Here is a 23,484-nt window from a genome sequence, read left to right on the forward strand (position 1 = left end):
GGTGAAGGAAGCGACCGATCGTCTCTACATCGAGCTGAAAGCGGCGGGTTTCGATGTGCTGCTGGATGATCGGGACAAGAAGAACAGACCCGGCGTGAAGTTCGCCGACATGGAGCTGATCGGCATCCCCCATCGCCTGGTGGTGGGCGAGCGCGGCCTCAACGAGGGCGTGGTCGAGTACAAGGGACGCGGGCGGGGGCCGGGCGGAAGCCGGAAAAGCAACAGCCCGGCGGAGGCCGGGCTGTTGGATCGTACGAGGTACGCTGTTCCTTACAGGATGCTCAGCGGGTACTCGGTGATCAGGCGGAACTCGTTGACGGTGCCGCCGGTGCTGTCGTCGCCACGGTGCCAAGTTTGGCGAATGCGGAAGGACAGATCCTTGGCCGGGCCGCTTTGCAGCACGTACTTGGCTTCGACGTTGGTTTCACGCTCTTTGTCGCCATCCTGGTAGCCCAGGCTAGAGTAGGCTGTGTTGTTGGTAGCATCAATGCCGGTGCCGCGAACGTAGCGAGTCATGAAGCTCAGGCCGGGCACGCCCAGGGTAGCCATGTTCAGGTCGTAGCGAGCCTGCCAGGACTTCTCGCCCGGGGCATTGAAGTCGGAGTACTGGATGGAGTTCGCCAGGAAGATGCTGTCACCGCCGCTTCCTACAGAGGCACCTTTACCACCCGCCCCAACGTAGTCGAACGGAGTATCACCGTTCACCTTCTGGAAGCCCAGGGTGAAGGTGTGAGCATCGACGCTATAGGCGGCTGCCAGCGAGAAGGTGTTGTTGCTGATGTCACCCAGCTTGGATTTGCCCGAATCCTCGGTGTAGTAGTAGTTGGCGTCGAAAGTCAGCGACTGGTTGGCACTCAGCGGCTGAACGAAGTTGACGTTGGCATAGTACTGGTTCCACAGGTCTTCCAGGCGACCGTAGTACAAAGAGGTACTCAGCTGATCGCTGATCTTGTACTTGCCACCAACGTAGTCGCCCGACTTGCTGGTGAAGCCACCGAGGATCTGGGAGCCCAGATTGCCATCGTGATAGGTATTGATGTTGTCACGTGCAGCGGTGAAGTGACCTGCTTCCAGGAACAGATTCTGGATTTCCTCGCTGGTCAGCATGAAGCCGGTGCCAGTCTGGGGGAACAGGCGGCTGCCACCCAGGGCGAATACCGGGGAGGTGGGCTGCAGGTTGCCGTACTTCAGGACGGTGTTGGAGATGCGGACTTTGACCGCGGCGCCAGCGGTGGAGTACTCGTCAGCAGGCTCGAGTCGGCTGTTGCGCGGCAGGTTGCCGGTGCCGGAGGTGCCAGCGCCGCCGTCGAGCTTGAGACCCAGGTAGCCGAAGGCATCCACACCCACACCCACGGTACCCTGGGTGAAGCCCGATGCGTAGTTCATCAGGAAGCCATGGCTCCAGTCGATACGATCGTTGGCGCCGTTCTTGAGATCCCGGTTGAAGTAGTAGTTGCGGTTCAACAGGGTCAGCTTGCTGTCTTCGACGAAGCCCTTGGATTCGGACTGCTGGTCGGCGAAAGCCAGTTGAGTGGTCCCTGCAGCTACAGCCAGGGCGATAACGCTCCACTTCATCGCTTGCATCAGAAATGCTCCTTTGGGTTTTGAGGATCAGCCATCGTGTCAGCCGTGGCTGTTTGTTCTAATGGCGGCACATATAGCACCTCTCCAGGAGGGGCGATAGGCCTTGGCAAAAATTTGCGTCTGCAGGCGGTGAGTTAACCAGTCCTCTTGAGAATTTGCCTTAAGAGTTCCCCGCCGTTCGTCGCGCGTGGATTCCGCTAGCAAGAAGCATGCACAATATGCGAAACGGTCGGCAATCCGGGCTGTTGCTCGCTTTCAACGGGGCACGGCTACAGTGTCGGAAGAGCTGGTTGCACCTTTGTGACACCAAAGGTTTCACTTACCGGTCGTAATGCACACTTTTAGTGCTGACCTAATCTGGCAGGAGATGAGATGTTCCAACTCGATTCACGGCTGGCCGGCGATACGCTGGAAGTGGCGTCCTTGACGCTCTGCCAGGTAATGCTGTTCAACGACCGCCGCTACCACTGGCTGATTCTGGTGCCACGCCAGGCAGGTGTTACCGAGGTTCTCGATCTATCCGTGGCGGATCAGGCGCAACTGTGGCGAGAGGTGACACTTGTCGCTCAGGTGTTGCACCAGGCACAGCCCGGTCTGAAACTGAACATCGGTGCCCTGGGCAACGTGGTCAGTCAGTTGCACGTGCATCTGGTGTTGCGCCACACGGCCGATCCGGCCTGGCCTGGGCCGGTCTGGGGACATTCGCCGCGCGAGCCCTATGGCGAGGAAGAGGGGCGCACGGCACTGAAGCTCTGGCGAACATTGCTCGAACAGGAGGCCAAGTCATGACGCTCGAAGAACGCATCGCCGAACTGGAAGTGCGCCAGGCCTTCCAGGACGACACCATCCAGACCCTCAACGACATCATCGTCGAACAGCAGAAGGCGCTCGACCGCTGCGCGGCGCAGATCCGCCTGCTGGCCGAGCGCCAGGCGGAGCTGCAGACCGCCGGTGGCGGCGGCCTGCCGGACGAGGCGCCGCCGCCCCACTATTGAGACCCGTTCCGCAGCTGAATCTTGTTGTCGCCCTGACATACGTGCGTTGGCGGAATAGAGGGCTACTCTAGCCGTACTGCACTGTTGCACTTTTTTGGTGCAGTCCGGCCTCGTCCTTCGTGGAACTCGCTCCGGGGGAGGCCTGTCCTCTGCGGAGCGAAGCCCACAGCACCTTCAGGACGGAGTACGGTTATGGCGTTTTTCACCGCTGCCAGCCAAGCGGATTTCCAACAACAACTCAGGAATGCCCTCGCGGCCCATGTCGAAGGGGCCACCCTCGAACAGCTGGAGCGCTTCACCGCCCAGTTCTTCGGCATCGTCCCGCTGGAAGAGCTGACCCAGCGCCGTCTTTCCGATCTGGTCGGCTGCGTGCTCTCGGCCTGGCGCCTGCTGGACGTCTTCGATCCGGCCGAGCCCCGGGTCCAGGTCTTCAATCCCGATTACGAACGCCACGGCTGGCAATCGAGCCATACCGTGGTCGAGGTGCTGCACGCCGACTCGCCGTTCCTGGTCGATTCGATCCGTATGGAGCTCAATCGCCAGGGCTATAGCGTCCATACCCTGCAGAACAGCGTGCTCAGCGTCCGCCGTGATGCCCAGGGCCGGCTGCTCGAACTGCTGCCCAAGGGCCAGCAAGGCGAGGGTGTGACCCGCGAAGCCTTGATGTTCCTCGAGATCGACCGCTGCGCGGCCGCCAGCGAATTGCGGGCCCTGGAAGCGTCGCTGCAGGAGATCCTCGGCGAGGTGCGCCTGGCGGTGGGCGACTTCGCCGCCATGAAGGCCAAGGTCGGCGAGCTGCTGGACTGGCTGGAGCAGCGTCCGGCGGGCGTCGAGGAAGGGGAGCTGGCTGAGGTAAAGGCCTTCCTCGACTGGCTGCGCAACGACCGTTTCACCTTCCTCGGTTACGAGGAATTCACCGTGGAAGGCGAGGGCGAGAATGCCGTGCAGCGCTACGCGCCCGAGTCGCTGCTGGGGCTGTCGCGGCGGCTGAGAGGCAGTCCGGAGACCGCTGTGGTGACGCTTTCCGGCGAGCCGCTGCGCTATCTGCGCGAGCCGGTGCTGCTGTCCTTCGCCAAGGCCGCCGACCCGAGCCGGGTACATCGTCCGGCCTATCCCGACTTCGTTTCCCTGCGCGAAGTGGACGCCAGCGGCCGGGTGGTGCGCGAGCACCGCTTCATGGGTCTCTACACCTCCAGCGTCTACAACGACAGCGTGCGCGAGATTCCCTACATCCGTCGCAAGGTCGACGAGGTACGGCGCCGCGCCGATTTCGACAGCAGTGCGCACCTGGGCAAGGAACTGGCCCAGGTCCTCGAAGGCCTGCCGCGGGACGATCTGTTCCAGACGCCGGTGGACGAGCTGTTCAGCACCGCCATGGCCATCGTGCAGATCCAGGAGCGCAGCAAGGTCCGCGTGTTCCTGCGTCGCGACCCCTACGGCCAGTTCTTCTATTGCCTGGCCTACGTGCCGCGCGACATCTATTCCACCGAAGTCCGCCAGCGCATGCAGCAGATCCTCATGGATCGCCTGCATGGCACCGACTGTGAATTCTGGACCTTCTTCTCCGAGTCGGTGCTGGCGCGGGTGCAGTTCATCCTGCGGGTCGATCCGCTGCAGCCGCAGGACGTCGACCCGGCGCGGCTGGAGCAGGAGATGGTGCAGGCCTGCCGCAGCTGGAAGGACGATTTCGCCAGCCTGATGGTGGACAGCTTCGGCGAGGCCCAGGGCACCTCCATCCTGGCCGACTACCCGTTGGGCTTCCCCGCCGGCTACCGCGAGCGCTTCGCGCCGCACCTGGCCGTGGTGGACATGCGCCACCTCCTGGCCCTGAACGACGACCGCCGCCTGGCCATGGGCTTCTACCAGCCGCTGACCCAGACCGGCGACAACATCCTGCACTGCAAGCTCTACCACGCCGATACGCCCCTGGCGCTGTCGGACGTGCTGCCGATCCTGGAAAACCTCGGCCTGCGCGTACTCGGCGAATTCCCCTACGAGCTGCGCCATCGCAACGGCCGCCGCTACTGGATTCATGACTTCGCCTTCACCACCGTGGCCGGCCTGGAGCTGGACCTCCAGCAGCTCAATGACACCTTCCAGGACGCCTTCGTCCAGGTGGTCGAGGGCCAGGCGGAGAACGACAGCTTCAACCGGCTGGTGCTCACCGCCGGCTTGCCCTGGCGCGACGTGGCGGTGCTGCGCGCCTATGCCCGCTACCTCAAGCAGATTCGCATCGGTTTCGACATCGGCTACATCGCTGCCACCCTCAATGCCCATGTCGACATCGCCCGGGAACTGGTGCGACTGTTCCGCATGAAGTTCTACCTGGCGCGGCGCATGACCAGCGACGACCTGAACGACAAGCAGCAGCGCCTGGAGCAGGCCATCCTCAGTGCCCTCGACGACGTCGCGGTGCTCAACGAGGACCGCATCCTGCGGCGCTACCTGGACCTGATCAAGGCGACCTTGCGCACCAACGTCTTCCAGACCGACGCGGCCGGCAAGGCCAAGGCCTACTTCAGCTTCAAGCTCGATCCCAAGGCCATCCCCGAGCTGCCGCGCCCGGTACCGCGCTACGAGATCTTCGTCTACAGCCCCCGCGTCGAAGGCGTGCACCTGAGATTCGGCAACGTCGCCCGTGGCGGCCTGCGCTGGTCGGATCGCGAGGAAGACTACCGCACCGAGGTGCTGGGTCTGGTCAAGGCGCAGCAGGTGAAGAACTCGGTGATCGTACCGGTCGGCGCCAAGGGCGGCTTCGTGCCGCGGCGGCTGCCCCTGAGCGGTTCCCGCGACGAGATCCAGGCTGAGGCCATCGCCTGCTACCGCATCTTCATCAGTGGCCTGCTGGACATCACCGACAACCTCAAGGACGGCGAGATCATGCCGCCGGCGGCGGTGGTGCGCTACGACGGCGACGATCCCTACCTGGTGGTAGCGGCCGACAAGGGCACCGCGACCTTCTCCGACATCGCCAATGGCATCGCCCAGGACTATGGTTTCTGGCTGGACGACGCCTTCGCTTCCGGCGGCTCGGCCGGCTACGACCACAAGAAGATGGGCATCACCTCCCGCGGTGCCTGGGTCAGCGTGCAGCGGCATTTCCGCGAGCGTGGCATCGATGTCCAGCGCGATCCGGTGACGGTGCTGGGCATCGGCGACATGGCCGGCGACGTCTTCGGCAACGGCCTGCTGCGTTCGCGCAGCCTGCAGCTGGTGGCGGCCTTCAACCACCTGCACATCTTCATCGACCCCAACCCGGACGCCGAGCGCAGCTACGCCGAGCGCGAACGGCTGTTCAACCTGCCGCGGTCGAGCTGGACCGACTACGACGCCAGCCTGATCTCCCAGGGCGGTGGCATCTTCCCGCGCAGCGCCAAGCGTATCGCCATCACGCCCGAGATGAAGGCGCGCTTCGACCTGCAGGCCGACCAGCTGACCCCAACCGAACTCATCCATGCACTGCTCAAGGCGCCGGTGGACCTGATCTGGAACGGTGGCATCGGCACCTACGTCAAGGCCAGCTTCGAGAGCCATGCCGACATAGGCGACAAGGCCAACGACGGCTTGCGGGTGGATGGCTGCGACCTGCGCGCCAAGGTGATCGGCGAGGGTGGCAACCTGGGCATGAGCCAGTTGGCGCGGGTGGAGTTCGGCCTGCAGGGCGGGGCCTGCAACACCGACTTCATCGACAACGCCGGCGGGGTGGACTGCTCCGACCACGAGGTCAACATCAAGATCCTGCTGGGTGACGTGGTCTCCGCAGGCGACATGACCGTCAAGCAGCGCAACACCCTGATGGGCGAGATGACCGATGAGGTCGGCGAGCTGGTGGTCGCCAACAACTACATGCAGACCGGCGCCCTGTCCCTCGCCGAGTACCGTGCCCGGACCCACCTGGCCGAGTACCAGCGTCTGATCGTCGACCTGGAAAGCCGCGGCAAGCTGGACCGCACCCTGGAGTTCCTGCCCAGCGATGAGGTCCTGGCCGAACGCGCCGCCAAGGAACAGGGGCTGACCCGCGCCGAGTTGTCGGTGCTGATCTCCTACAGCAAGATCGACCTCAAGGAGCAACTGCTGGCCTCTTCGGTGCCGGACGACGAGTACCTCGCCCGGGACATGCAGGGCGCCTTCCCGAAACGTCTGACCGAGCAGTTTCCCGAAGCCATGGCGCGCCATCGTCTCAAGCGCGAAATCGTCGCCAACCAGATCGCCAACGACCTGATCAACCACATGGGCATCACCTTCGTGCAGCGGCTGCGCGAGTCCACCGGCATGAGCGCAGCGGACGTGGCCCGGGCCTATGTGGTCATGCGCGACGTCCTGCACCTGCCGCACTGGTGGCGTCAGGTGGAGGCCCTGGACCACCAGGTGCCGGCCGAGCTGCAGCTACGCTTGATGAGCGAGCTGATGCGCCTGGGTCGGCGGGCGACACGCTGGTTCCTGCGCAGCCATCGCAGCGGCCTGGATGCCGGTGCCGCGGCGGCCTTCTTCGGGCCGCGCATCGCTGCCCTGGGGGTGCGCCTGGACGAGCTGCTGCAGGGCGAGCCGCGCCAGGACTGGGAAGAGCGCTTCCGCGCCTACACCGAGGCGGGCGTTCCCGAGCTGCTGGCGCGGGTCGTGGCGGGGACCAACCACATCTATACCCTGCTGCCGGTGATCCAGGCGGCGGACGTCACCGCCCAGGATCCGCTGGAAGTGGCGGCCACCTGGTTCGCGGCGGGCGATGTGCTGGACCTGACCTGGTACCAGCAGCAGCTCAACCAGCTGCCGGTCGCCAATGCCTGGCAGGCCCTGGCACGGGAAGCCTTCCGTGATGAGGTGGACGTGCAACAGCGCGCCATCACCGTCGGCATGCTCAATCTCGCCGAGGCATCCAGCGATCCGGAGGCGCGACTATCGTTGTGGCTGGAGCAGCACAGGGCGGCGGTGGAGCGCTGGCGCGGTCTGCTGGTGGACCTGCGCAACGCCAGCGGCCAGGACTACGCGATGTACAGCGTGGCCAGTCGGGAGCTGGCGGATCTGGCCAGCAGCAGCGCCTGAGGCTGGGGCGTCATTGGCCAGGTGCCGATGACGCCACCGGTCTGGCGGTTCAGCGCGAAGGCGGCGTACCCCGAGGGGCGCCGCCTTCCTCATTCATGGCGTGGGATTGGCCGGACGTTCGGCTCCAGGTTTCGCCAGGCCCTGCAGGAGGGCCTGGTGGAAACGCTCCGGCGCCTGCATCTGCGGGGCGTGGCCGAGGTCGGCGAATTCCACCAGGGTCGCCTTGGGAATCAGCTTCGCCGCTGCCTTGCCCAATTCGGGATAGTGGCCCAGACGCGCCTTGACCTCCGCTGGCGCGGCATCCTTGCCGATGGCGGTGGTATCCCGCTGGCCGATCAGCAGCAGGGTGGGCATGCGCAGCTGCGGCAACTCGTACACCACCGGCTGGTTCTGGATCATGTCGTAGATCAGAGCCGAGTTCCAGGCCACACGCTGCTTGCCCGGCCCCGCATTGAGGCCGGCGAGCATCCCGACCCAGCGTTCGTAGCGCGGCGCCCACTGGCCGGCGTAGTAGGTGCTGCGTTCGTAGTCGCGAATGCCGTCCGCGGTGGTCTTCAATTCGCGCTCGTACCACTGGTCCACGCTGCGATAGGGCACGCCCTTGGCCTGCCAGTCTTCCAGGCCGATGGGATTGACCAGCACCAACTGTTCGGTGGCCTCGGGATAGAGGAGGGCGTAGCGGGTCGCCAGCATACCGCCCGTGGAATGACCGATCAGGGTCGCCCGGGCGATACCCAGGTGGTCGAGCAGGGCGTGGGTGTTGGCGGCCAGTTGCTGGAAGCTGTATTGATAATGGGCCGGCTTGGTGGACTTGCAGAAGCCGATCTGGTCGGGGGCGACCACCCGATAGCCGGCGGCGGCGAGCACCCGGATGCTGTCCGCCCAGGTGCCGGCGCAGAAGTTCTTGCCGTGCAGCAGGACCAGGGTGCGCCCATTCGCCTTGCCGGTCGGGGCCACGTCCAGATAGGCCATCTCCAGGGGTTGGCGCTGTGACGTGAAGGCGAATTGCTGGATGGGATAGTCGTAGTCGAAGCCCTCCAGGCGTTCGCCGTAAACGGCATCCGCCATAGCAACAGGGCTGAGCAGCATGGCGGTCAAGGGGAGGACGAGGCGCAGGTGCATGGTCGAAGTCCTTGGGGGTTGAAGTAGTTCCGACCGATGGTGCCGGACCAAGATTCCTCCCGAGGTCAGATGAGCGGATACCCCAGGTGTCGAGGCTGCCGTCCGCACCGATTCGCTTCGCCTCCAGGCCAGGGTCTGGTAGTCTGGAACATCGTTTGTTTCGTTCGTGCGCACCTCGTTCCTGCGCCTTTTTCCGATCACGAGAGGTCCCCGGTTTGGCGCTCGAGTCCCAGCCCCAGATGCAGCCCGATGCCTTGGCCGATTGTGCCAATGAGCCGATCCATATTCCCGGTAGTATCCAGGAACATGGCTTCCTGTTCGCCGTGGAAGAACCGGGGCTGCGTATCGTGCAGGCCAGCGCCAACGTGCGCGAATACCTGGGCGTGGGGGTGGACGAGGTACTGGGCCGGACTCTTGGCGAATTGCTGCCGGGGATGGACCTGCCGGCGATGCTCGCGGCCTTGAACCAGGAAGAACAGAATCCCTCCTACCAGGGCGAGGTGAGCCTCGGCCCGGCGCGGCAGACCTTCGCCCTGTTCATGCATCGCTTCGCCGGAGTGCTGATCGTCGAATTCGAAGCGCCGGTGGATACTCACCTCGGCCTCAATACCCTGTATCCCATGGTGCGGGTGTTCATCGAACAGCTGCACCAGGCCGAGACCGTCGACGCCATCGCCCAGCTCGCCGTGCGCGAGGCGAAGCGGATCTCCGGCTTCGACCACATCATGATCTACCGCTTCGACGAGGACGGTCACGGCCAGGTGCTCGCCGAGGCGCGCGATCCGGGCGTACCCAGCTATCTGGGGCTGAGATTCCCGGCCTCGGACATTCCCCCCCAGGCCCGGCGACTCTACCTGGCGAACCGTATCCGCGTGATCGGCGACGCCTACTATCAGCCGTCGCCCCTGGAGCCGCAGGTCAACCCGCTGACTGCCCAGCCGCTGGACCTGAGCTTCGCCCAGTTGCGTAGCGTCTCGCCGGTGCATCTGCAGTACATGAGGAACATGGGCACCCTGGCGTCCATGTCCATTTCCATCGTGGTCGGCGATCAGCTCTGGGGCCTGGTGCTCTGCCATGACCGCCAGCCGCAGCGGGTATCCTTCCAGACGCGCACCGCCTGCGAGCTGTTCGGTCGGGTGCTGTCCCTGCAGATCGATGCGGCCGAGACCCATGCGGAGGCCGACCGCCGTCTCGCCCTGCGCCAGTCCATGGTGCAGATGTTGTCGACCATGGCTGACCGCGACAGCGTCTGCCAGGGCCTGCTCGACCTGCCGCAGGTGTACCTGGACTTCGCCCGCGCCCAGGGTGCGGCGATCATATCGTCCGACGGGACCGAGCTGATCGGCCAGGCACCGCCGCGCGAGCGGGTGGACGAGCTGGTCGAGTGGCTGTCGGCCAACGTCAAGGATCACTTCTTCACCGACAACTTGGCTAAGGACGTCGCCGAGCTGCCGAAGCTGGCGCAGCATGCCGCGGGCATCCTCGCCGTGCCGATCTCCGAGCTGCATTCCCATTACCTGATCTGGTTCCGGACCGAGCTGGTGCAGGTGGTGAACTGGGCGGGTCGCCCCGCCAAGGTGGATCAGGGTGACGGCCGTCTGTCGCCGCGCCAGAGCTTCGCGCTCTGGCAGGAGACGGTACGGGGGCTGTCCCTGCCCTGGTCCGCACTGGAAGTGGAAAGCGCCCTGGAACTGCGCAACGCCGTGCGCGGCATCGTCCTGCGCAAGGCCGAGGAGATGGCTGAACTGGCCGAGGAGCTGCAGCGCAGCAACAAGGAGCTGGCCGCCTTCTCCTACAGTGTGTCCCACGACCTGCGTGCACCGCTGCGACACATCGCCGGCTATGCCGAGCTGCTGGGCGACATCGAGGGCGGCAAGCTGTCCGATCGTGGTCGTCGCTTCCTGGAGAACATCGGCACCTCGGCCCGCTTCGCCGGCAGCCTGGTGGACAACCTGCTGAGCTTCTCGCAGATGGGCCGGGCGGCGATCCGCTACTCCGACGTCAACCTGACCGCGCTGGTGGAAGCCATCCGCGAGGAAATGGCGCCGGACTATGCCGACCGGCGGGTGGAATGGCGGGTCGGCACTCTGCCCGTGGTCATCGCCGACGCGGCCTTCGTCCACCTGGCCTTGCGCAACCTGCTGGCCAATGCCATCAAGTACAGCCGCTATGCGGACCCGGCGGTGATCGAGATCGGTACGCTGCCGAGCGAGTCCGAGGATGTGGTCTTCGTACGCGACAACGGCGTCGGCTTCAACATGGATTACGTGAATAAGCTGTTCGGCGTATTCCAGCGCCTCCACCATGCCGACGAGTTCGAGGGTGTTGGTATCGGTCTGGCCAGTGTCAGGCGCATCATCGAGCGCCACGATGGCCGGGTCTGGGCCGAGGGCGCAGTAGGCGAGGGCGCCACCTTCTATTTCGCATTACCCAAACAACGGCCGTCGCCGGTACACAAAAGGTAGTCCTGTTCATGCTCAAGCCCATAGTGCTGGTCGAAGACAATCCGCACGACCTGGAACTTACCTTGGTGGCCCTGGAGCGCAGCCAGCTCGCCAACGACGTGGTGGTGCTCCGCGATGGCGCCGAGGCGGTCGACTACCTGCTGCGCCGCGAGTCCCACGTCGACCGTGAACCGGGCAATCCGGCGGTGATGCTGCTGGATCTCAAGCTGCCCAAGGTCGATGGCCTGGAAGTGCTGCAGCTGGTCCGTGAAACACCGGAACTCTGTAGCATTCCGGTCGTGATGCTCACTTCGTCGCGCGAAGAGCCGGATCTCGAGAAGGCCTACGGGCTCGGCGTGAATGCCTATGTGGTCAAGCCGGTGGAGTTTCGCGACTTCGTCGCCGCGATCAGCGATCTCGGCGTATTCTGGGCCGTGCTCAATGAGCCGCCCCCCGGTTCGCGACGCGTGGCGCGCCGTATCGGTCGCTAGCGAGTGAGCAAGATAGATCTACCTCCAGCCCATTCTTCGCGCCAGGCGGACGCTCGCGACCCGGCTCCCCTGAGCGAACAGCTGCAAGGCCGACGTCCGTTTATGCCACTCTCGAAGAAGATCAAGATCCTGCTGGTGGAAGACAGCAAGCTCGATGCGGAGCTGATCCTGATCGAGCTGGAGCGGCACGGCTTCGAACTCCAGTCCAAGATCGTCTACGAGCGCACCGGGCTGACGCTGGCCCTGAGTCAGCAGACCTACGACATCATCCTTTCCGACATCATCCTGCCCGGTTTCTCGGGCGCCGAGGCGCTGCGCGTAGCCCGCGCCCTGGCACCGGGCACGCCCTTCATCTTCGTCTCGGGGATCTTCGGTGAAGTCCACGCCGTGGAGATGATGCGCCTGGGGGCCAACGACTACGTGCTCAAGCAGAGCATGGAACTGCTGGCCAAGGCGGTGGAGCGCGCCCTGCTGGTGGTGCACGAGCGCCGCGAGCGGCGGCGCGCCGAGGAAGCCCTGCACAGCCTCGAGGTCCGCTCGCGACTGGCCATGGATGCCTCGCGACTGGGCATGTGGGAGTACCTCCCCGCCAGCCAGACCCTGGTCTGGGACGAACGCTGCAAGGCCATGTTCGGCCTGCCGGCGGATGCCGTGGTGGATCTGAAGGTGTTCGCCCGGCTGTGCGGCGCCGATGGACTCGACCGTTTCCTCGACACGGTCCGCCAGGCCAGTACCGACGAGCGGGACGACGACTACCGCAGCGAATACCGCATCCGCCTCGATAACGGTTCCCAGCGTTGGGTGGAGACCCGCGGCCAGCCGTTCTTCGATGCCGGGGTCTGCACCCGTTTCCTCGGCGTGATGCTCGACATCACCCAGCAACGCGATGCGGCGGAAAAGCTCGAGCGCCTCAACGTCAGCCTCGGTGAGCGTGTCGAGGAGCGGACCCGCGAACGCGACCGGACCTGGGATCTCACCCGCGACCTACTGCTGGTGTGTCGCCCGGACGGCACCCTGGTCGCGCTCAACCCGGCCTGGGAAGAAAACCTCGGCTGGTCGCGGATGCAACTGCTCGATTCGTCCCTGCTGGACTTGGTGCATCCGGACGAGCGCAGCCTCACCGACAACGAACTCAAGCAACTGGCCACGCGGGCGGCCAGTCAGCGCTTCGTCAACCGGATCCGCCATTTCGATGGTAGCTATCGCTGGATTTCCTGGACCGCGGTGCCGGATGCCGGCATGACCTACTGTTCCGGCCGCGACATCTCCTCCGAAGTCCTGGCAATGGAGGAGCTGGCCGCGGCCAACCGCCAGCTGCGCGAGCAGATCGACGAGCGCGAGCGGGTGGAAGCGACCCTGCAGCAGATGCAGCGCCTGGAAGCCGTTGGCCAGCTCACCGCCGGGGTGGCCCACGACTTCAACAACCTGCTGACGGTCATTCTCAGCAGCGCCAGTTTCCTCGAACGCGATTTGACCCGCCTGGGCGCCAGCGACAAGACCCAGGGGCGGGTGCAGAACATCCGCGAAGCGGGCGAGCGGGGCGCCAAGCTTACCGCCCAGTTGCTGGCCTTTTCCCGGCGCCAGCGCCTGGCCCCCAAGCCGGTCAAGCTCAACGAGACGGTCGAGGGCATGCTCGAACTGCTGCGCAGCACCATGGGCGGCAGTGTCTGGATCGAGACCCACCTGCGCGCCGACTGCTGGCATGCCCTGGTCGACCCGACCCAGATCGAGCTGATCATCCTCAACCTGGCGATCAATGCCCGGGATGCCATGGCGGTGGGGGGCACCCTGCGCCTGAGCACCTCGAACCAGGTGATCAGCGAAGCGCCCCGACGGCCCGAAGAACCCGAGCCTGGCGAGTACGTGCTGCTGGCCGTACAGGATTCCGGCACCGGCATGAGCGAGGAGGTGCTGGCCAAGGCCTTCGAACCCTTCTTCACCACCAAGGAAGTCGGCAAGGGCTCGGGCCTGGGGCTGGCGCAGGTGTTCGGCTTCGCCAAGCAGTCCGGGGGTGGGGTGCGCATCGAGACGCGGATGGGATCGGGCACCACGGTGCTGGTCTACCTGCCGCGGACCGAGGCCGACGAGACTCAGGACCCGGTGGGGCTGCCAGCCCCGGGGCGCGACGAGCAAGCTGCCGAGCGGCGCATCCTGCTGGTCGACGACGACCAGGCGGTACGCAACGTGACCGCGGCGCTGCTGGCCGATCTGGGCTACCAGGTGGTGGAGGCCAGCAACGGCTTCGCCGCCCTGAGCGCCTTGGAGCGCGACCCGCAGATCGACCTGCTGCTGGCCGACTTCGCCATGCCCGGCATGAACGGCGCCGAGCTGGCGCGCCAGGTACGCAAGCGGCTGCCGCAGCTGCCGGTGGTCTTCATCACCGGGTACGCCGAACTGGGCGAACTCGATCCCGAACAGTCCTTCATCGTACCCAAGCCCTTCCGTGAAGCGGACCTGGCAGCGCGCCTGCAGGCCGCGCTGCGGGGCGAGAAGCCCCAGCCGTCGCCGGCCTGACGAGGTATTTGCGTGTCCATCCGTGAAATGTTGCGTGCCGAAGGCGGTGCCCTGCACGCGCAGGTCGATGCCGCCTTCGGTCGCTATGCGCTGCACAGTCGTTCCGACTACACCGCCTTCCTGCAAGCACACGCCCAGGCGCTGTTCGGCCTGGAAGCCCTGCTGGAGCGGTCCGGTATCGAACGGCTGCTGCCCGACTGGGCGGAGCGTCGGCGTACCCAGGCCCTGGGCGCCGACCTGCAGTGCCTACAGGTCGCGGCTCCGCAACCCGAGGTCTTCGAGCGGACCCTCGATGAAGGCGAGTGCTGGGGCGTGGCCTATGTGCTGGAAGGCTCGCGGCTGGGCTCGCGACTGCTGGATCGCCATGTGGGTGAGAGTCCCGACGAAGGCGTGCGCGAGGCACGCGCCTATCTCGGTCATGTGCCCCCGAAGGGCGCCTGGCCGGCCTTCCTCGAGCGACTCGACCATGCCGGTGGCGATGCGGCGCTGCATCCGGCGATGCTGGCCGGTCAACGCCTGGCCTTCACGATCTTCCTGGCGGCAGGGCGGCGCTATGCGCCGGGCACCGCGCCGCTTCCCTGAGGCCGCTCAGAAGCCTCTCAGGTAGCTGATGACCTCGGCGGCACCCAGCCGCTCCAGGGTTTCCGCGAGTATCCGGGTGCTGGCCACTGCGTTGGGCAACAGCAGCCATTCCAGATCCTGTCCCGGCGCTGCCATGGGCAGGCGGGCGTAGTCGAGCTTCAGGCCCAGCAGGACCTGGATGAAATCCGGGTGATTCCACACGGCGTTGGGCAGCGCATAGAGGGTGAAGGCCTCATGCAGGCGTTCGATGGCCGCCGCCTCGAGCCGCAACTGTTGTACCTGTACCGGGACTTCCACGGCGATGCCGCGAATCCGCGCGTAGGCCACGATGCTGGCGAAGGCGAGGGTAGTGGCCGCGTCGTTGTCGAGGAAGAAGCGCTGCCCACGCCAGTTGGCCTGGCGCAGCTTCAGTGGGTGCTCGGCGGACAGCGTGGGCAGGGTGCGATAGAGCGCCGCCTGGAAGTCGCGGTAACCGATGATGCGGACCTGCTCGCGGGCCGCCGGCAAAGCCGCCAGTTCCTCCAGGTGCACCACGTCGTCCGGAATCTGCTCCTGGGGGCGGTGGCAAAGGCCATCCAGGGCGCGCAGGTCGAAGGAGGACGACTGCAGCGTCTCGGCGACCACCAGCTGGCTCAGCAGCGCATGGGCCGTGCTCTTGATTTCCTGGGTAGGGCCGGACAGGGCCGCACGGGGTAGGCCGAGGAGCAGCTGAAGTGGATGTCCGTCATCCCACCAAAGGCTCTCCCGGGGTGGGGGGATGGGAGTAAAGGCATCGGCCAGACGCTCGAGGCATCGCTGGATGCGCCGGCTCGCGAGCGACGGATGCAGATGCAACGCCAGTGAAGACCAGGGTCCGCCCAGGAGGTTGGCGTTGTTGCTCATGGGGTCTCCGGGGCGAAAGGGAACTGCATGACCGATACAGGAGTGGTGTTACCGGTGCTGCTAATCGCGAGAGGCGGCGATTTTTGGCTGCGGGTAGTGTCGCTACCCTGGCCAAGCTATGCCTCGTCGTGGTACCTGGCCTTGGCCTGCAGGACCGTTACGCATGCATAAGACATCAGACCAGCGTGGCAGAGACCGCATTATCGTCAAATGATTCCCGAAAGGTACGATCTTTTGCATGAGCGACCACCCACCTTGATAGCGAGCGACATATGGCGGGTGGCAAGCCTGTATAATGCGCGGTTTCCGAATCGCCTGTGAGTCCGCCATGTACGACGCGCTCCGTCCTTTGCTGTTCAAATTGTCCCCGGAAGGCTCCCACGAGCTCGCGCTGGATCTGATCGGCGCTGCCGGTCGCCTGGGCCTGACCGGGCTGGGGCGGCAACCGGGCCGCCTGCCGGTGCAGGTCATGGGGCTGGAGTTTCCCAATCCGGTGGGCCTGGCCGCCGGGCTCGACAAGAACGGCACCGCCATCGACGGCTTCGCCGGCCTGGGCTTCGGCTTCGTCGAGATCGGTACCGTGACGCCACGTCCGCAGCCGGGCAATCCCAAGCCACGGCTGTTCCGCCTGGAACAGGCCGAGGCCATCATCAACCGCATGGGTTTCAACAATGCGGGCGTGGATGCCCTGATCGAGCGGGTTCGGGCGGCGCGTTTCAAGGGCGTACTCGGGATCAACATCGGCAAGAATGCCGATACCCCGGTGGAGCGGGCGGTGGACGACTACCTGATCGGCCTGGACAGGGTCTATGCCCATGCCAGCTACATCACGGTGAACGTCAGCTCCCCCAACACGCCCGGCCTGCGTAGCCTGCAGTTCGGCGATGCGCTCAAGAGCCTGCTGGAGGCGCTGCGCCAGCGCCAGGAAGACTTGGCCGTGCAACAGGGCCGGCGAGTGCCCATCGCCATCAAGATCGCGCCCGACATGACCGACGAAGAGATCGTGCTCACCGCCCAGGCGATCCGCGATGCGGGGATGGACGCCATCATCGCCACCAACACCACCCTGGGCCGCGAAGGGGTGGAGAACCTGCCCTATGCGGCCGAGGCGGGCGGGCTGTCGGGTGCCCCGGTGCGGGCGAAGAGCACCCATGTGGTCCGGGTGCTGGCAGGGGAGTTGGGCGGGCGCCTGCCGATCATCGCAGCCGGGGGCATTCTCTCGGGCGAGGATGCGGCGGAAAAGATCGCCGCGGGGGCGAGCCTGGTGCAGATCTACAGTGGCTTCATCTACCGTGGCCCAGCCTTGATTCGCGAGGCGGTGGACGCCATCGCGGCGACCCGGTCCTGAGAGCCTGTTCAAAGTCTCGCGAGCTAGAGCCAAACAAGGCGCAACGACCAACGGGAGTAACAGCCAATGGCTGGCCCGTAGGGTGAGCGCCAGCGAATCAAATGCCTGAGGAAGCGGATCGGACCCGCGCTCGGGTTTACAAGTGGTAAATGAGCATTCTGAAGGCATTTTCAACGCAGTTTGGCGACGCGCAGCAGCCTTTGAACAGGCTCTGAGGGGAAGGGGGCTCTTCACGAGCCCCCGCGGGACCTAGTCCCAGATCCTGGAGAGGGATCTAACTGGAAAACCAGACTGTCATGGAAGCCCTGGGGCTTGCCCTAGTGAAATCGAATTAGCCTGCGGCCTGCAGTTGATTCATGCGTTGAAGACCGGCGGTGCCCACGTAGCCGTCCCATTGGTCGCTACGGCCCTCGCGCCAGCCGTTGAGCCAGGCCTGCCGAACGGCGTCCTGAGTGAAGGGACAGAGGTCCCGGGATTTGCCCACAATGCCGTGCTGATAACCACGTTGGAAAGCTCGTTCCATTGGATCACGCTTGAGTCTTCTCATAGGGTAGTGCCCTCATCGGTTGACTTGCAGATTGTCCATGGCCCGTTGCAGGCCTGGATGCCAGAGCCGGCTTTCTGGCACCCGTCCCGTGCCTGAGCAGCGCGGGTGATCAATTACTAACCAATGGAACGTGACCTGGGAACGACCATTTAGCTATAAGCCGTAACCAGATCGAAATGAAAAGGCGATATGTCGCCGCCGAAATGCCGCCACTGCGGCTTGTTGAGACGCAGTCAAACTTTCTTCGAGGGGGTATTTTTCGCCCGGTAATCCGACCAAAGGCAGAAAAGTTCCCGCCCTCCTACCTATGGATTCAACGATGTCCGCGATGCACTCACTTATCCTCACCTGTCCCAAGGGCCTCGAGACCCTGCTGCTGGAAGAGGCCCAGGGCCTCGGCCTACAGGAGGCGCGTAGCCAGACCGCGGCGGTGCGCGGCGAGGCGAGTCTTGCGGATGCCTATCGCCTGTGCCTCTGGTCGCGGTTGGCCAACCGGGTACTGCTGGTGCTGGCGCGTTTCCCGGTGGAAGATCCCCAGGGACTGTATCTAGGCGTGCATGGTGTGGAGTGGGAAGAGCACCTGGTACCCAACGGCACCCTGGCAGTGGGTTTCAGCGGGCAGGGCGCGGGGATCGACAACACTCACTTCGGCGCGCTCAAGGTCAAGGACGCCATCGTCGACCGTCTGCGCGAGCGCACCGGGCAGCGCCCGACGGTGGACAAGATCGCCCCCGACCTGCGGGTGCACCTGCACCTGGAGCGCGGCCAGGCCATCCTGTCGCTGGATCTCTCCGGCCAGAGCCTGCACCAGCGCGGCTATCGCCTGCAGCAGGGTGCGGCGCCGCTCAAGGAGAACCTGGCGGCCGCGGTGCTGATCCGCGCCGGCTGGCCAGCTCTGGCGGCGGCCGGTGGTGCGCTCGCCGACCCCATGTGCGGGGTGGGGACCTTCCTGGTCGAGGCCGGCCTGATGGCGGCGGACATCGCTCCCAACCTGCGCCGCGAGCGCTGGGGCTTTTCCGCCTGGCTGGGCCATGTGCCGGCGCTCTGGCAGCAACTGCACCAGGAGGCGGAAGCGCGAGCCGCTGCGGGTCTGGCCAAGACACCGGCCTGGATCCGCGGCTACGAAGCCGATCCGCGGTTGATCCAACCGGCACGCAACAACATCGAGCGGGCCGGGCTTTCCCAGTGGATCAAGGTCTACCAGGGGGAAGTGGCCAGCTTCGAGCCGCGCCCGGACAAGGGCCAGACCGGCCTGGTGATCTGCAACCCGCCCTACGGCGAGCGGCTGGGCGATGAAGCCAGTCTGCTGTACCTCTACCAGAACCTGGGCGAACGGCTGCGCCAGGCCTGCCTGGGCTGGCGTGCGGGAGTGTTCACCGGCGCGCCGGAGTTGGGCAAACGCATGGGCATCCGCAGTCACAAGCAGTACGCCTTCTGGAACGGCGCCTTGCCCTGCAAGTTGCTGATGTTCGAGGTGGAATCGCGGCAGTTCGTCACCGGTAGCCGCAGTGGCGAGCGGTCGGCGAAGGCCCAGGCCGCCGAGCCGGCGAAACTCAGCGAAGGCGGACAGATGTTCGCCAATCGCCTGCAGAAGAATCTCAAGCAACTGGGCAAATGGGCGCGCAACCAGGACGTGCAGTGCTATCGGCTCTATGATGCCGACATGCCCGAGTACGCCGTGGCTGTGGACCTCTATGGTGACCGCGTCCATGTGCAGGAGTATGCGCCGCCGCGCTCCATCGATCCGGAGAAGGCCCAGGCGCGTCTGCTGGACGCCCTGGCGGCCATTCCCCAGGCGCTGGGCATAGATCCCTCCCTGGTGGTGGTCAAGCGCCGCGAGCGGCAGAGCGGCACCAAGCAGTACGAGCGCCAGGCTGCCCAGGGCGAATTCCTGCAGGTGGAGGAAGCCGGTGCCAAGCTGCTGGTCAACCTCACCGACTACTTGGACACCGGTCTCTTCCTGGATCATCGCCCGCTGCGCCTGCGGCTGCGTCAGGAGGCGCAGGGCAAGCGCTTCCTCAACCTGTTCTGCTACACCGGCGCCGCTACGGTGCAGGCCGCAGTGGGCGGGGCGCGCAGCACCACCAGTGTCGATCTGTCGCGGACCTACCTGGATTGGGCGCGGCGCAACCTCGCGCTCAATGGCTTCTCCGAGCGGCACCGGCTGGAGCAGGGCGACGTCCTGCACTGGCTGGAGAACGACCGCGGCGAATACGATCTCATCTTCGTCGATCCGCCGACCTTCTCCAATTCCAAGCGCCTGGAAGGGGTATTCGACGTCCAGCGTGACCACGTCGGGCTGATCGATTCGGCCATGGCTCATCTGAGCCGTAACGGGGTGCTGTACTTCTCCAACAACTTCCGCAAGTTCGAACTCGACGAAGGCCTGACCCAGCGTTATCGCGTCGAGGAAATCACCGCCAGCACCCTGGACCCGGATTTCGCCCGCAATCCGAAAATCCATAGAGCCTGGCGTCTCACCCTGCAGTGACGCTCAGCGGCTGAACTGGCGCTGAACGGGGTCGGCATCCACCGGCCCAGGGTGTGACCAGCTGCAACCCAGCCTGCCACGGCTGCCGCACGACCTGCCCGTGCCGTCCAGAATGACGGCGCGGCGCTTGGCCGTGTTCGAGCGGACGACAGGAGGGGCGCGTTTTTCCATGCTGGTTTCCTTGCAGGCACTCAGGGCCCTGGCCGCCTGGCTGGTGGTCTTCCATCACTTCATGCAGGTGTTCTTCGATTTCCACGCCGACAGCCTTGGCGGTCATCTGCTCTCCACCCGCGGCCAGGTCGGGGTCGATATCTTCTTCGTGCTCAGCGGCTTCGTGATCCAGCTGTCCACCGCAGGCCGTCCGATCCGGCGCAGCACCTTCCTCTGGCAACGCATCGCCCGTATCGCCCCGGCCTACTGGCTGTATACGGCGGTGACGGCGCTGATCCTCTACCTCGCCAGCGACGTGATGCCGGTCTATGGCCTGGCGGCACGCGAGTTGCTGCTCTCCTTGTTCTTCATCCCCAGCGAGAATCCCGCGGGTTTCGGCCATTACCCGATCCTGCCGGTGGGCTGGACGCTCAACTTCGAGATGTTGTTCTACCTGCTCTTCGCGCTGTCCTTCGGGGTGGCCGAGCGCTGGCGGATAGGGTTGGTCAGCCTGCTGGTGATCCTGGTCAGCCTGGTGCTGACGCGCGAGTCCTTCGTCAGCAACTTCTACCGTAATCCGATCATCTTCGAATTCCTGCTGGGCGTAGGCCTGGCGGTGCTCTACCGACGCGGCGCGCTGCAGGGTGCCAAGCCCTTGGCAGTGCTGGCCGCGTTACTGGCGCTGGCCTGCCTGGTCGCCTTCCCGGCCGATCATCCGTGGCGCTTGCTCACCTGGGGCGTGCCCAGCGCCGTGCTGGTCGGCGCCTGCGTCATCCTCGAACCCTGGTTCGCTGGATCGCGGCTGTGCAAGGCCCTGGGGGACTGGTCCTACTCGGTCTACCTGGTGCACGTCATCGTGCTCTGGCTGGGCGACTACTGGCTGCATCAGCAATGGGGCCTGACGCCTTACCAGACCCTGGCGGTGTGCCTGCCGGTGATCCTGCTGCTGGCCTGGGTCAGCTACGAGTGGATCGAGCGGCGGCTATCGCGGATCCTGCGCCAACTCGGCGAACGCCTGCTGGTCAGGCGTCCGCGTTGGGCGAACAGTCAGTAGGCCGCGCGTTCAGCGGCGGTGAGTTCCGGCACCAGGGCGCGACCCTCCGCCGATGAGCGCTGCGCCGTCTCCAGCAAGGCCATGAGGACGCAAGCCTGGGCCGGCGGGACGGGATTGGCTGCGTGGCCGGCGAGGGCCTCGACCAGTGCCAGGTAGTAACGCCGATGATCGCCCGGCGGAGTCGGTAGTGCCTGGCGTTCGCCGTCGGCCGCGATGAGCCAGCCCGGATCGGGGTCCTGACCCCAGTCGGGACCGCCTGGGCGGACGCCGGCCTTGAGGGCGTCTTCCTGGCGATCCGCTGCCAGCTTCAGCCAGCTGGCGGCGGTGCCCTGGGCGAGGAAACGCGGCACGCCGCCAGCCGCCAGCATGCCGGCTCTCAGGGTGACCTGGCGGCTACCGTAGTCCAGCTGTACCTGGAACCAGTCATCGGTGCGGGCGCCAGGGCGCTGGCGAACCAGGCTGGCCTGCAGACGCTGCGGCAGGCCGAACAGGCAGAGCGCCTGGTCCAGCAGGTGCGGTCCCAGGTCGAACCAGAGGCCGCTACCGGGGAGGTCGGCTTCGCGCCAGCGATCCCGTACCTGGGGGCGGAAACGCTCGATGCGCGATTCCAGGCTGGTGACGTCGCCCAGGGCGCCACTGGCGAGCACTGCCTGCAGCCCGAGGAAATCGCTGTCCCAACGCCGGTTCTGGAACACCGACAGCAGCCGGCCAGCCGCTTCGGCTTCCTGGGCCAGCTGGCGGGCTTCGGCGAGAGTCACGGTGAAGGGCTTGTCGACCACCACGTGCTTGCCGGCAGCCAGGGCGGCGCTGGCGAGCGGGACGTGGGTCTGGTTGGGCGAGGCGATGACCACCAGGTCGACGGCCGGATCGCGTACGGCTGCCGCATAGTCCGCGGTTACCCGTACCCCGGGCAGATCGGCCTGGACGCGGGCGGCATCGCGCGAGGCGACGAGGTCCAGGCGCAGGCCGGGAATCGAACTCAGCAGCGGGCCGTGGAAGGTCTGGCCGACGAAGCCATAGCCGATCAGGGCGACGCGAAGGGAGGCGGACATGCAGTGATCCTTTTGCCGACGGGAAAAAGACCGAGGCCGCTCGGTGAGCGGCCTCGGTAGCAGGGGCAAGCTTAGCGCAGCATCACTTCAACTGATGTTCCTGGGCCAGTTGCTCACGCTCGAGAAATTCGTCCTGCAACAAGGAGTCCTTGAACTCGTCGGAGTCCTCCAAGGCGATGGGGTCGTTGAGCTCACCACCGGACAGGCGCTTTTTCTCCAACTTACCGGAAAGGTTGCTGATGGCCCGCAGCAGCTTGTCGGCCGCGCCGTCCACCGCCTGGTCCAGCGACTCGGCCTTGTGCGTCACCGACAGCGGCTGATGGCCCTTGATGCGGGCTTCCATCTGGCAGCGCTTGTCCTGGGCACCGGCCTTGGCGGCGTTCTCGTCGCTGAGATGCACCTCGACCCGGGTGAGGAGTTCGTCGAAGCGGTCGAGGCGGTCTTCCACCACCGACGCTACCCAATTCTGCATGCCGGCACTGCTTTCGATGTGGTGATTGCTGTTGACTTGGACTTGCATGAGGCTTCCTCTGTGTGACGGGCCTGTTACTTGGATGAGGCCGGTAGAGCCGAGGTTCAAGGCTGTTCGTCCGGAGGACGTGTCACGGCGTGTTTCCATCTGGCACTGTTCATTGACGTCGTACTTAGTGAAAAACGCCGTTTGGCCGCGGGGTGCTGGCAATTTGCTGCCGTCCCCCGATAATGCGCGGCTCGATATCGCCTGTTGCAGTGGGGTTTCCTGAATGCCGGATGTGCTCGCCCGTGGCCGCAGCTTCGCTCGACGACTCTGGCTGCCCCGTGCTGTCGGCCTGGTCCTGAGCGTCATCTGCATCCTGTCGGTCCAGGTCACCCAGCATGTCTCCGCCTGGCTGTGGCTACTGTTGCTGGCCAACGGCCTGCTGTGGTCACCCCTGGCCTATCTCTGGGCGATACGGTCGAAGGATCCCTACCGCGCGGAGATGCGCAACCTGCTGCTGGACTGCGGGTCGGCAGGATTCTGGGCGGCCAGCATGGGCTTCAATCTGCTACCCAGCGTGACCCTTCTCGCCATGACCGCGCTGAACATGCTGGGGGCGGGTGGCGTGCGCTTTTGGCGCCGCGGTGTGCTGGCACAACTCGCGGGCATCCTGGTGGGGCTGGTAGTGCTGCGGCATCCCGTGGCCACCGAGACCACTACCCTGTAGATCT

At 65.4% G+C, this 23,484-nt stretch carries 17 protein-coding genes and 1 pseudogene; 12 read left to right on the forward strand and 6 right to left on the reverse strand.

Annotated features, from left to right (window positions below; genetic code table 11):
* A pseudogene (locus AR540_RS25085) lies at positions 1-190 on the forward strand (His/Gly/Thr/Pro-type tRNA ligase C-terminal domain-containing protein); the annotation flags it as partial.
* Between the two features lie 80 nt (positions 191-270).
* On the opposite strand, the gene AR540_RS22580 reads toward AR540_RS25085, so the two are convergent.
* The gene (locus AR540_RS22580) at positions 271-1,584 is read right to left on the reverse strand and encodes an OprD family porin (RefSeq protein ID WP_059232212.1); all 1,314 of its coding nucleotides are present in this window, start codon (positions 1,582-1,584) and stop codon (positions 271-273) included.
* A 372-nt stretch (positions 1,585-1,956) separates the two neighbouring features.
* On the opposite strand from AR540_RS22580, the gene AR540_RS22585 reads away from it, so the two are divergent.
* The 3 genes from AR540_RS22585 (at position 1,957) to AR540_RS22595 (ending at position 7,619) form a co-directional block, all read left to right on the forward strand.
* Positions 1,957-2,373 carry an HIT domain-containing protein gene (locus tag AR540_RS22585; protein ID WP_059232213.1) on the forward strand — a complete coding sequence of 139 codons (417 nt, stop codon included), beginning with the start codon at positions 1,957-1,959 and terminating at the stop codon, positions 2,371-2,373.
* Positions 2,370-2,579, forward strand: coding sequence for a SlyX family protein (locus AR540_RS22590; protein ID WP_059232214.1), 210 nt, complete (start codon positions 2,370-2,372; stop codon positions 2,577-2,579). The genes AR540_RS22585 and AR540_RS22590 overlap by 4 nt, the downstream gene beginning before the upstream one ends.
* Before the next feature lie 192 nt (positions 2,580-2,771).
* On the forward strand, positions 2,772-7,619 hold the full coding sequence (locus AR540_RS22595) for an NAD-glutamate dehydrogenase (RefSeq protein WP_059232215.1): 4,848 nt from the start codon (positions 2,772-2,774) through the stop codon (positions 7,617-7,619).
* A gap of 93 nt (positions 7,620-7,712) precedes the next feature.
* Here the strand turns inward: AR540_RS22595 and AR540_RS22600 are convergent, their stop codons facing one another.
* The gene (locus AR540_RS22600) at positions 7,713-8,741 is read right to left on the reverse strand and encodes an alpha/beta fold hydrolase (protein ID WP_059232216.1); all 1,029 of its coding nucleotides are present in this window, start codon (positions 8,739-8,741) and stop codon (positions 7,713-7,715) included.
* 215 nt (positions 8,742-8,956) lie between these two features.
* Here AR540_RS22600 and AR540_RS22605 point away from each other — a divergent pair, with 215 nt between their 5' ends.
* From AR540_RS22605 to AR540_RS22620, 4 genes are all read left to right on the forward strand, one after another.
* The gene (locus tag AR540_RS22605; RefSeq protein ID WP_059232217.1) at positions 8,957-11,206 is read left to right on the forward strand and encodes an ATP-binding protein; all 2,250 of its coding nucleotides are present in this window, start codon (positions 8,957-8,959) and stop codon (positions 11,204-11,206) included.
* 8 nt (positions 11,207-11,214) lie between these two features.
* A complete protein-coding gene (locus AR540_RS22610) occupies positions 11,215-11,676 on the forward strand; it encodes a response regulator (RefSeq protein WP_059232218.1) in 462 nt (153 codons plus the stop codon).
* 102 nt (positions 11,677-11,778) lie between these two features.
* Positions 11,779-14,190 (forward strand): response regulator, encoded by a 2,412-nt coding sequence (locus tag AR540_RS22615; RefSeq protein WP_059232219.1) that lies wholly within the window; start codon positions 11,779-11,781, stop codon positions 14,188-14,190.
* A gap of 12 nt (positions 14,191-14,202) precedes the next feature.
* Positions 14,203-14,772, forward strand: a complete 570-nt coding sequence (locus AR540_RS22620; RefSeq protein ID WP_177339275.1) for a biliverdin-producing heme oxygenase — start codon at positions 14,203-14,205, stop codon at positions 14,770-14,772.
* Positions 14,773-14,778: 6 nt separating this feature from the next.
* Here the strand turns inward: AR540_RS22620 and AR540_RS22625 are convergent, their stop codons facing one another.
* A complete protein-coding gene (locus tag AR540_RS22625; protein ID WP_059232221.1) occupies positions 14,779-15,654 on the reverse strand; it encodes a hypothetical protein in 876 nt (291 codons plus the stop codon).
* Between the two features lie 328 nt (positions 15,655-15,982).
* Here AR540_RS22625 and AR540_RS22630 point away from each other — a divergent pair, with 328 nt between their 5' ends.
* The gene (locus AR540_RS22630) at positions 15,983-17,002 is read left to right on the forward strand and encodes a quinone-dependent dihydroorotate dehydrogenase (protein WP_059232222.1); all 1,020 of its coding nucleotides are present in this window, start codon (positions 15,983-15,985) and stop codon (positions 17,000-17,002) included.
* Between the two features lie 331 nt (positions 17,003-17,333).
* Here the strand turns inward: AR540_RS22630 and rmf are convergent, their stop codons facing one another.
* Entirely contained in the window at positions 17,334-17,549 is a 216-nt protein-coding gene (rmf, locus tag AR540_RS22635) for a ribosome modulation factor (RefSeq protein ID WP_059232223.1), read from the reverse strand.
* A gap of 319 nt (positions 17,550-17,868) precedes the next feature.
* On the opposite strand from rmf, the gene rlmKL reads away from it, so the two are divergent.
* Both rlmKL and AR540_RS22645 read left to right on the forward strand, forming a co-directional pair.
* Complete coding sequence (gene rlmKL, locus AR540_RS22640; protein ID WP_059232224.1) at positions 17,869-20,040, forward strand: bifunctional 23S rRNA (guanine(2069)-N(7))-methyltransferase RlmK/23S rRNA (guanine(2445)-N(2))-methyltransferase RlmL; 2,172 nt, start codon at positions 17,869-17,871, stop codon at positions 20,038-20,040.
* A gap of 169 nt (positions 20,041-20,209) precedes the next feature.
* On the forward strand, positions 20,210-21,244 hold the full coding sequence (locus AR540_RS22645; RefSeq protein ID WP_059232225.1) for an acyltransferase family protein: 1,035 nt from the start codon (positions 20,210-20,212) through the stop codon (positions 21,242-21,244).
* On the opposite strand, the gene AR540_RS22650 is transcribed toward AR540_RS22645, so the two are convergent.
* Positions 21,238-22,296 carry an oxidoreductase gene (locus tag AR540_RS22650; protein ID WP_059232226.1) on the reverse strand — a complete coding sequence of 353 codons (1,059 nt, stop codon included), beginning with the start codon at positions 22,294-22,296 and terminating at the stop codon, positions 21,238-21,240. The genes AR540_RS22645 and AR540_RS22650 overlap by 7 nt on opposite strands.
* An 82-nt stretch (positions 22,297-22,378) precedes the next feature.
* Positions 22,379-22,816, reverse strand: coding sequence for an HPF/RaiA family ribosome-associated protein (locus tag AR540_RS22655; protein WP_059232227.1), 438 nt, complete (start codon positions 22,814-22,816; stop codon positions 22,379-22,381).
* A 223-nt stretch (positions 22,817-23,039) separates the two neighbouring features.
* On the opposite strand from AR540_RS22655, the gene AR540_RS25815 reads away from it, so the two are divergent.
* Positions 23,040-23,480 carry an MASE2 domain-containing protein gene (locus AR540_RS25815; protein ID WP_177339276.1) on the forward strand — a complete coding sequence of 147 codons (441 nt, stop codon included), beginning with the start codon at positions 23,040-23,042 and terminating at the stop codon, positions 23,478-23,480.
* The last annotated feature ends 4 nt before the right edge of the window (positions 23,481-23,484 follow it).

The organism is Pseudomonas sp. EpS/L25 (genome assembly GCF_001512295.1).
Classification (GTDB): Bacteria; Pseudomonadota; Gammaproteobacteria; order Pseudomonadales; family Pseudomonadaceae; genus Chryseomonas.

Coding starts and splice junctions, on each gene's coding strand:
- AR540_RS22580 (WP_059232212.1), bottom strand. CDS start 1,584: ATGCAAGCGATGAAGTGGAGCGTTATCGCCCTGGCTGTAGCTGCAGGG.
- AR540_RS22585 (WP_059232213.1), top strand. CDS start 1,957: ATGTTCCAACTCGATTCACGGCTGGCCGGCGATACGCTGGAAGTGGCG.
- AR540_RS22590 (WP_059232214.1), top strand. CDS start 2,370: ATGACGCTCGAAGAACGCATCGCCGAACTGGAAGTGCGCCAGGCCTTC.
- AR540_RS22595 (WP_059232215.1), top strand. CDS start 2,772: ATGGCGTTTTTCACCGCTGCCAGCCAAGCGGATTTCCAACAACAACTC.
- AR540_RS22600 (WP_059232216.1), bottom strand. CDS start 8,741: ATGCACCTGCGCCTCGTCCTCCCCTTGACCGCCATGCTGCTCAGCCCT.
- AR540_RS22610 (WP_059232218.1), top strand. CDS start 11,215: ATGCTCAAGCCCATAGTGCTGGTCGAAGACAATCCGCACGACCTGGAA.
- AR540_RS22615 (WP_059232219.1), top strand. CDS start 11,779: ATGCCACTCTCGAAGAAGATCAAGATCCTGCTGGTGGAAGACAGCAAG.
- AR540_RS22625 (WP_059232221.1), bottom strand. CDS start 15,654: ATGAGCAACAACGCCAACCTCCTGGGCGGACCCTGGTCTTCACTGGCG.
- AR540_RS22630 (WP_059232222.1), top strand. CDS start 15,983: ATGTACGACGCGCTCCGTCCTTTGCTGTTCAAATTGTCCCCGGAAGGC.
- rmf (WP_059232223.1), bottom strand. CDS start 17,549: ATGAGAAGACTCAAGCGTGATCCAATGGAACGAGCTTTCCAACGTGGT.
- rlmKL (WP_059232224.1), top strand. CDS start 17,869: ATGTCCGCGATGCACTCACTTATCCTCACCTGTCCCAAGGGCCTCGAG.
- AR540_RS22645 (WP_059232225.1), top strand. CDS start 20,210: ATGCTGGTTTCCTTGCAGGCACTCAGGGCCCTGGCCGCCTGGCTGGTG.
- AR540_RS22650 (WP_059232226.1), bottom strand. CDS start 22,296: ATGTCCGCCTCCCTTCGCGTCGCCCTGATCGGCTATGGCTTCGTCGGC.
- AR540_RS22655 (WP_059232227.1), bottom strand. CDS start 22,816: ATGCAAGTCCAAGTCAACAGCAATCACCACATCGAAAGCAGTGCCGGC.
- AR540_RS25815 (WP_177339276.1), top strand. CDS start 23,040: ATGCCGGATGTGCTCGCCCGTGGCCGCAGCTTCGCTCGACGACTCTGG.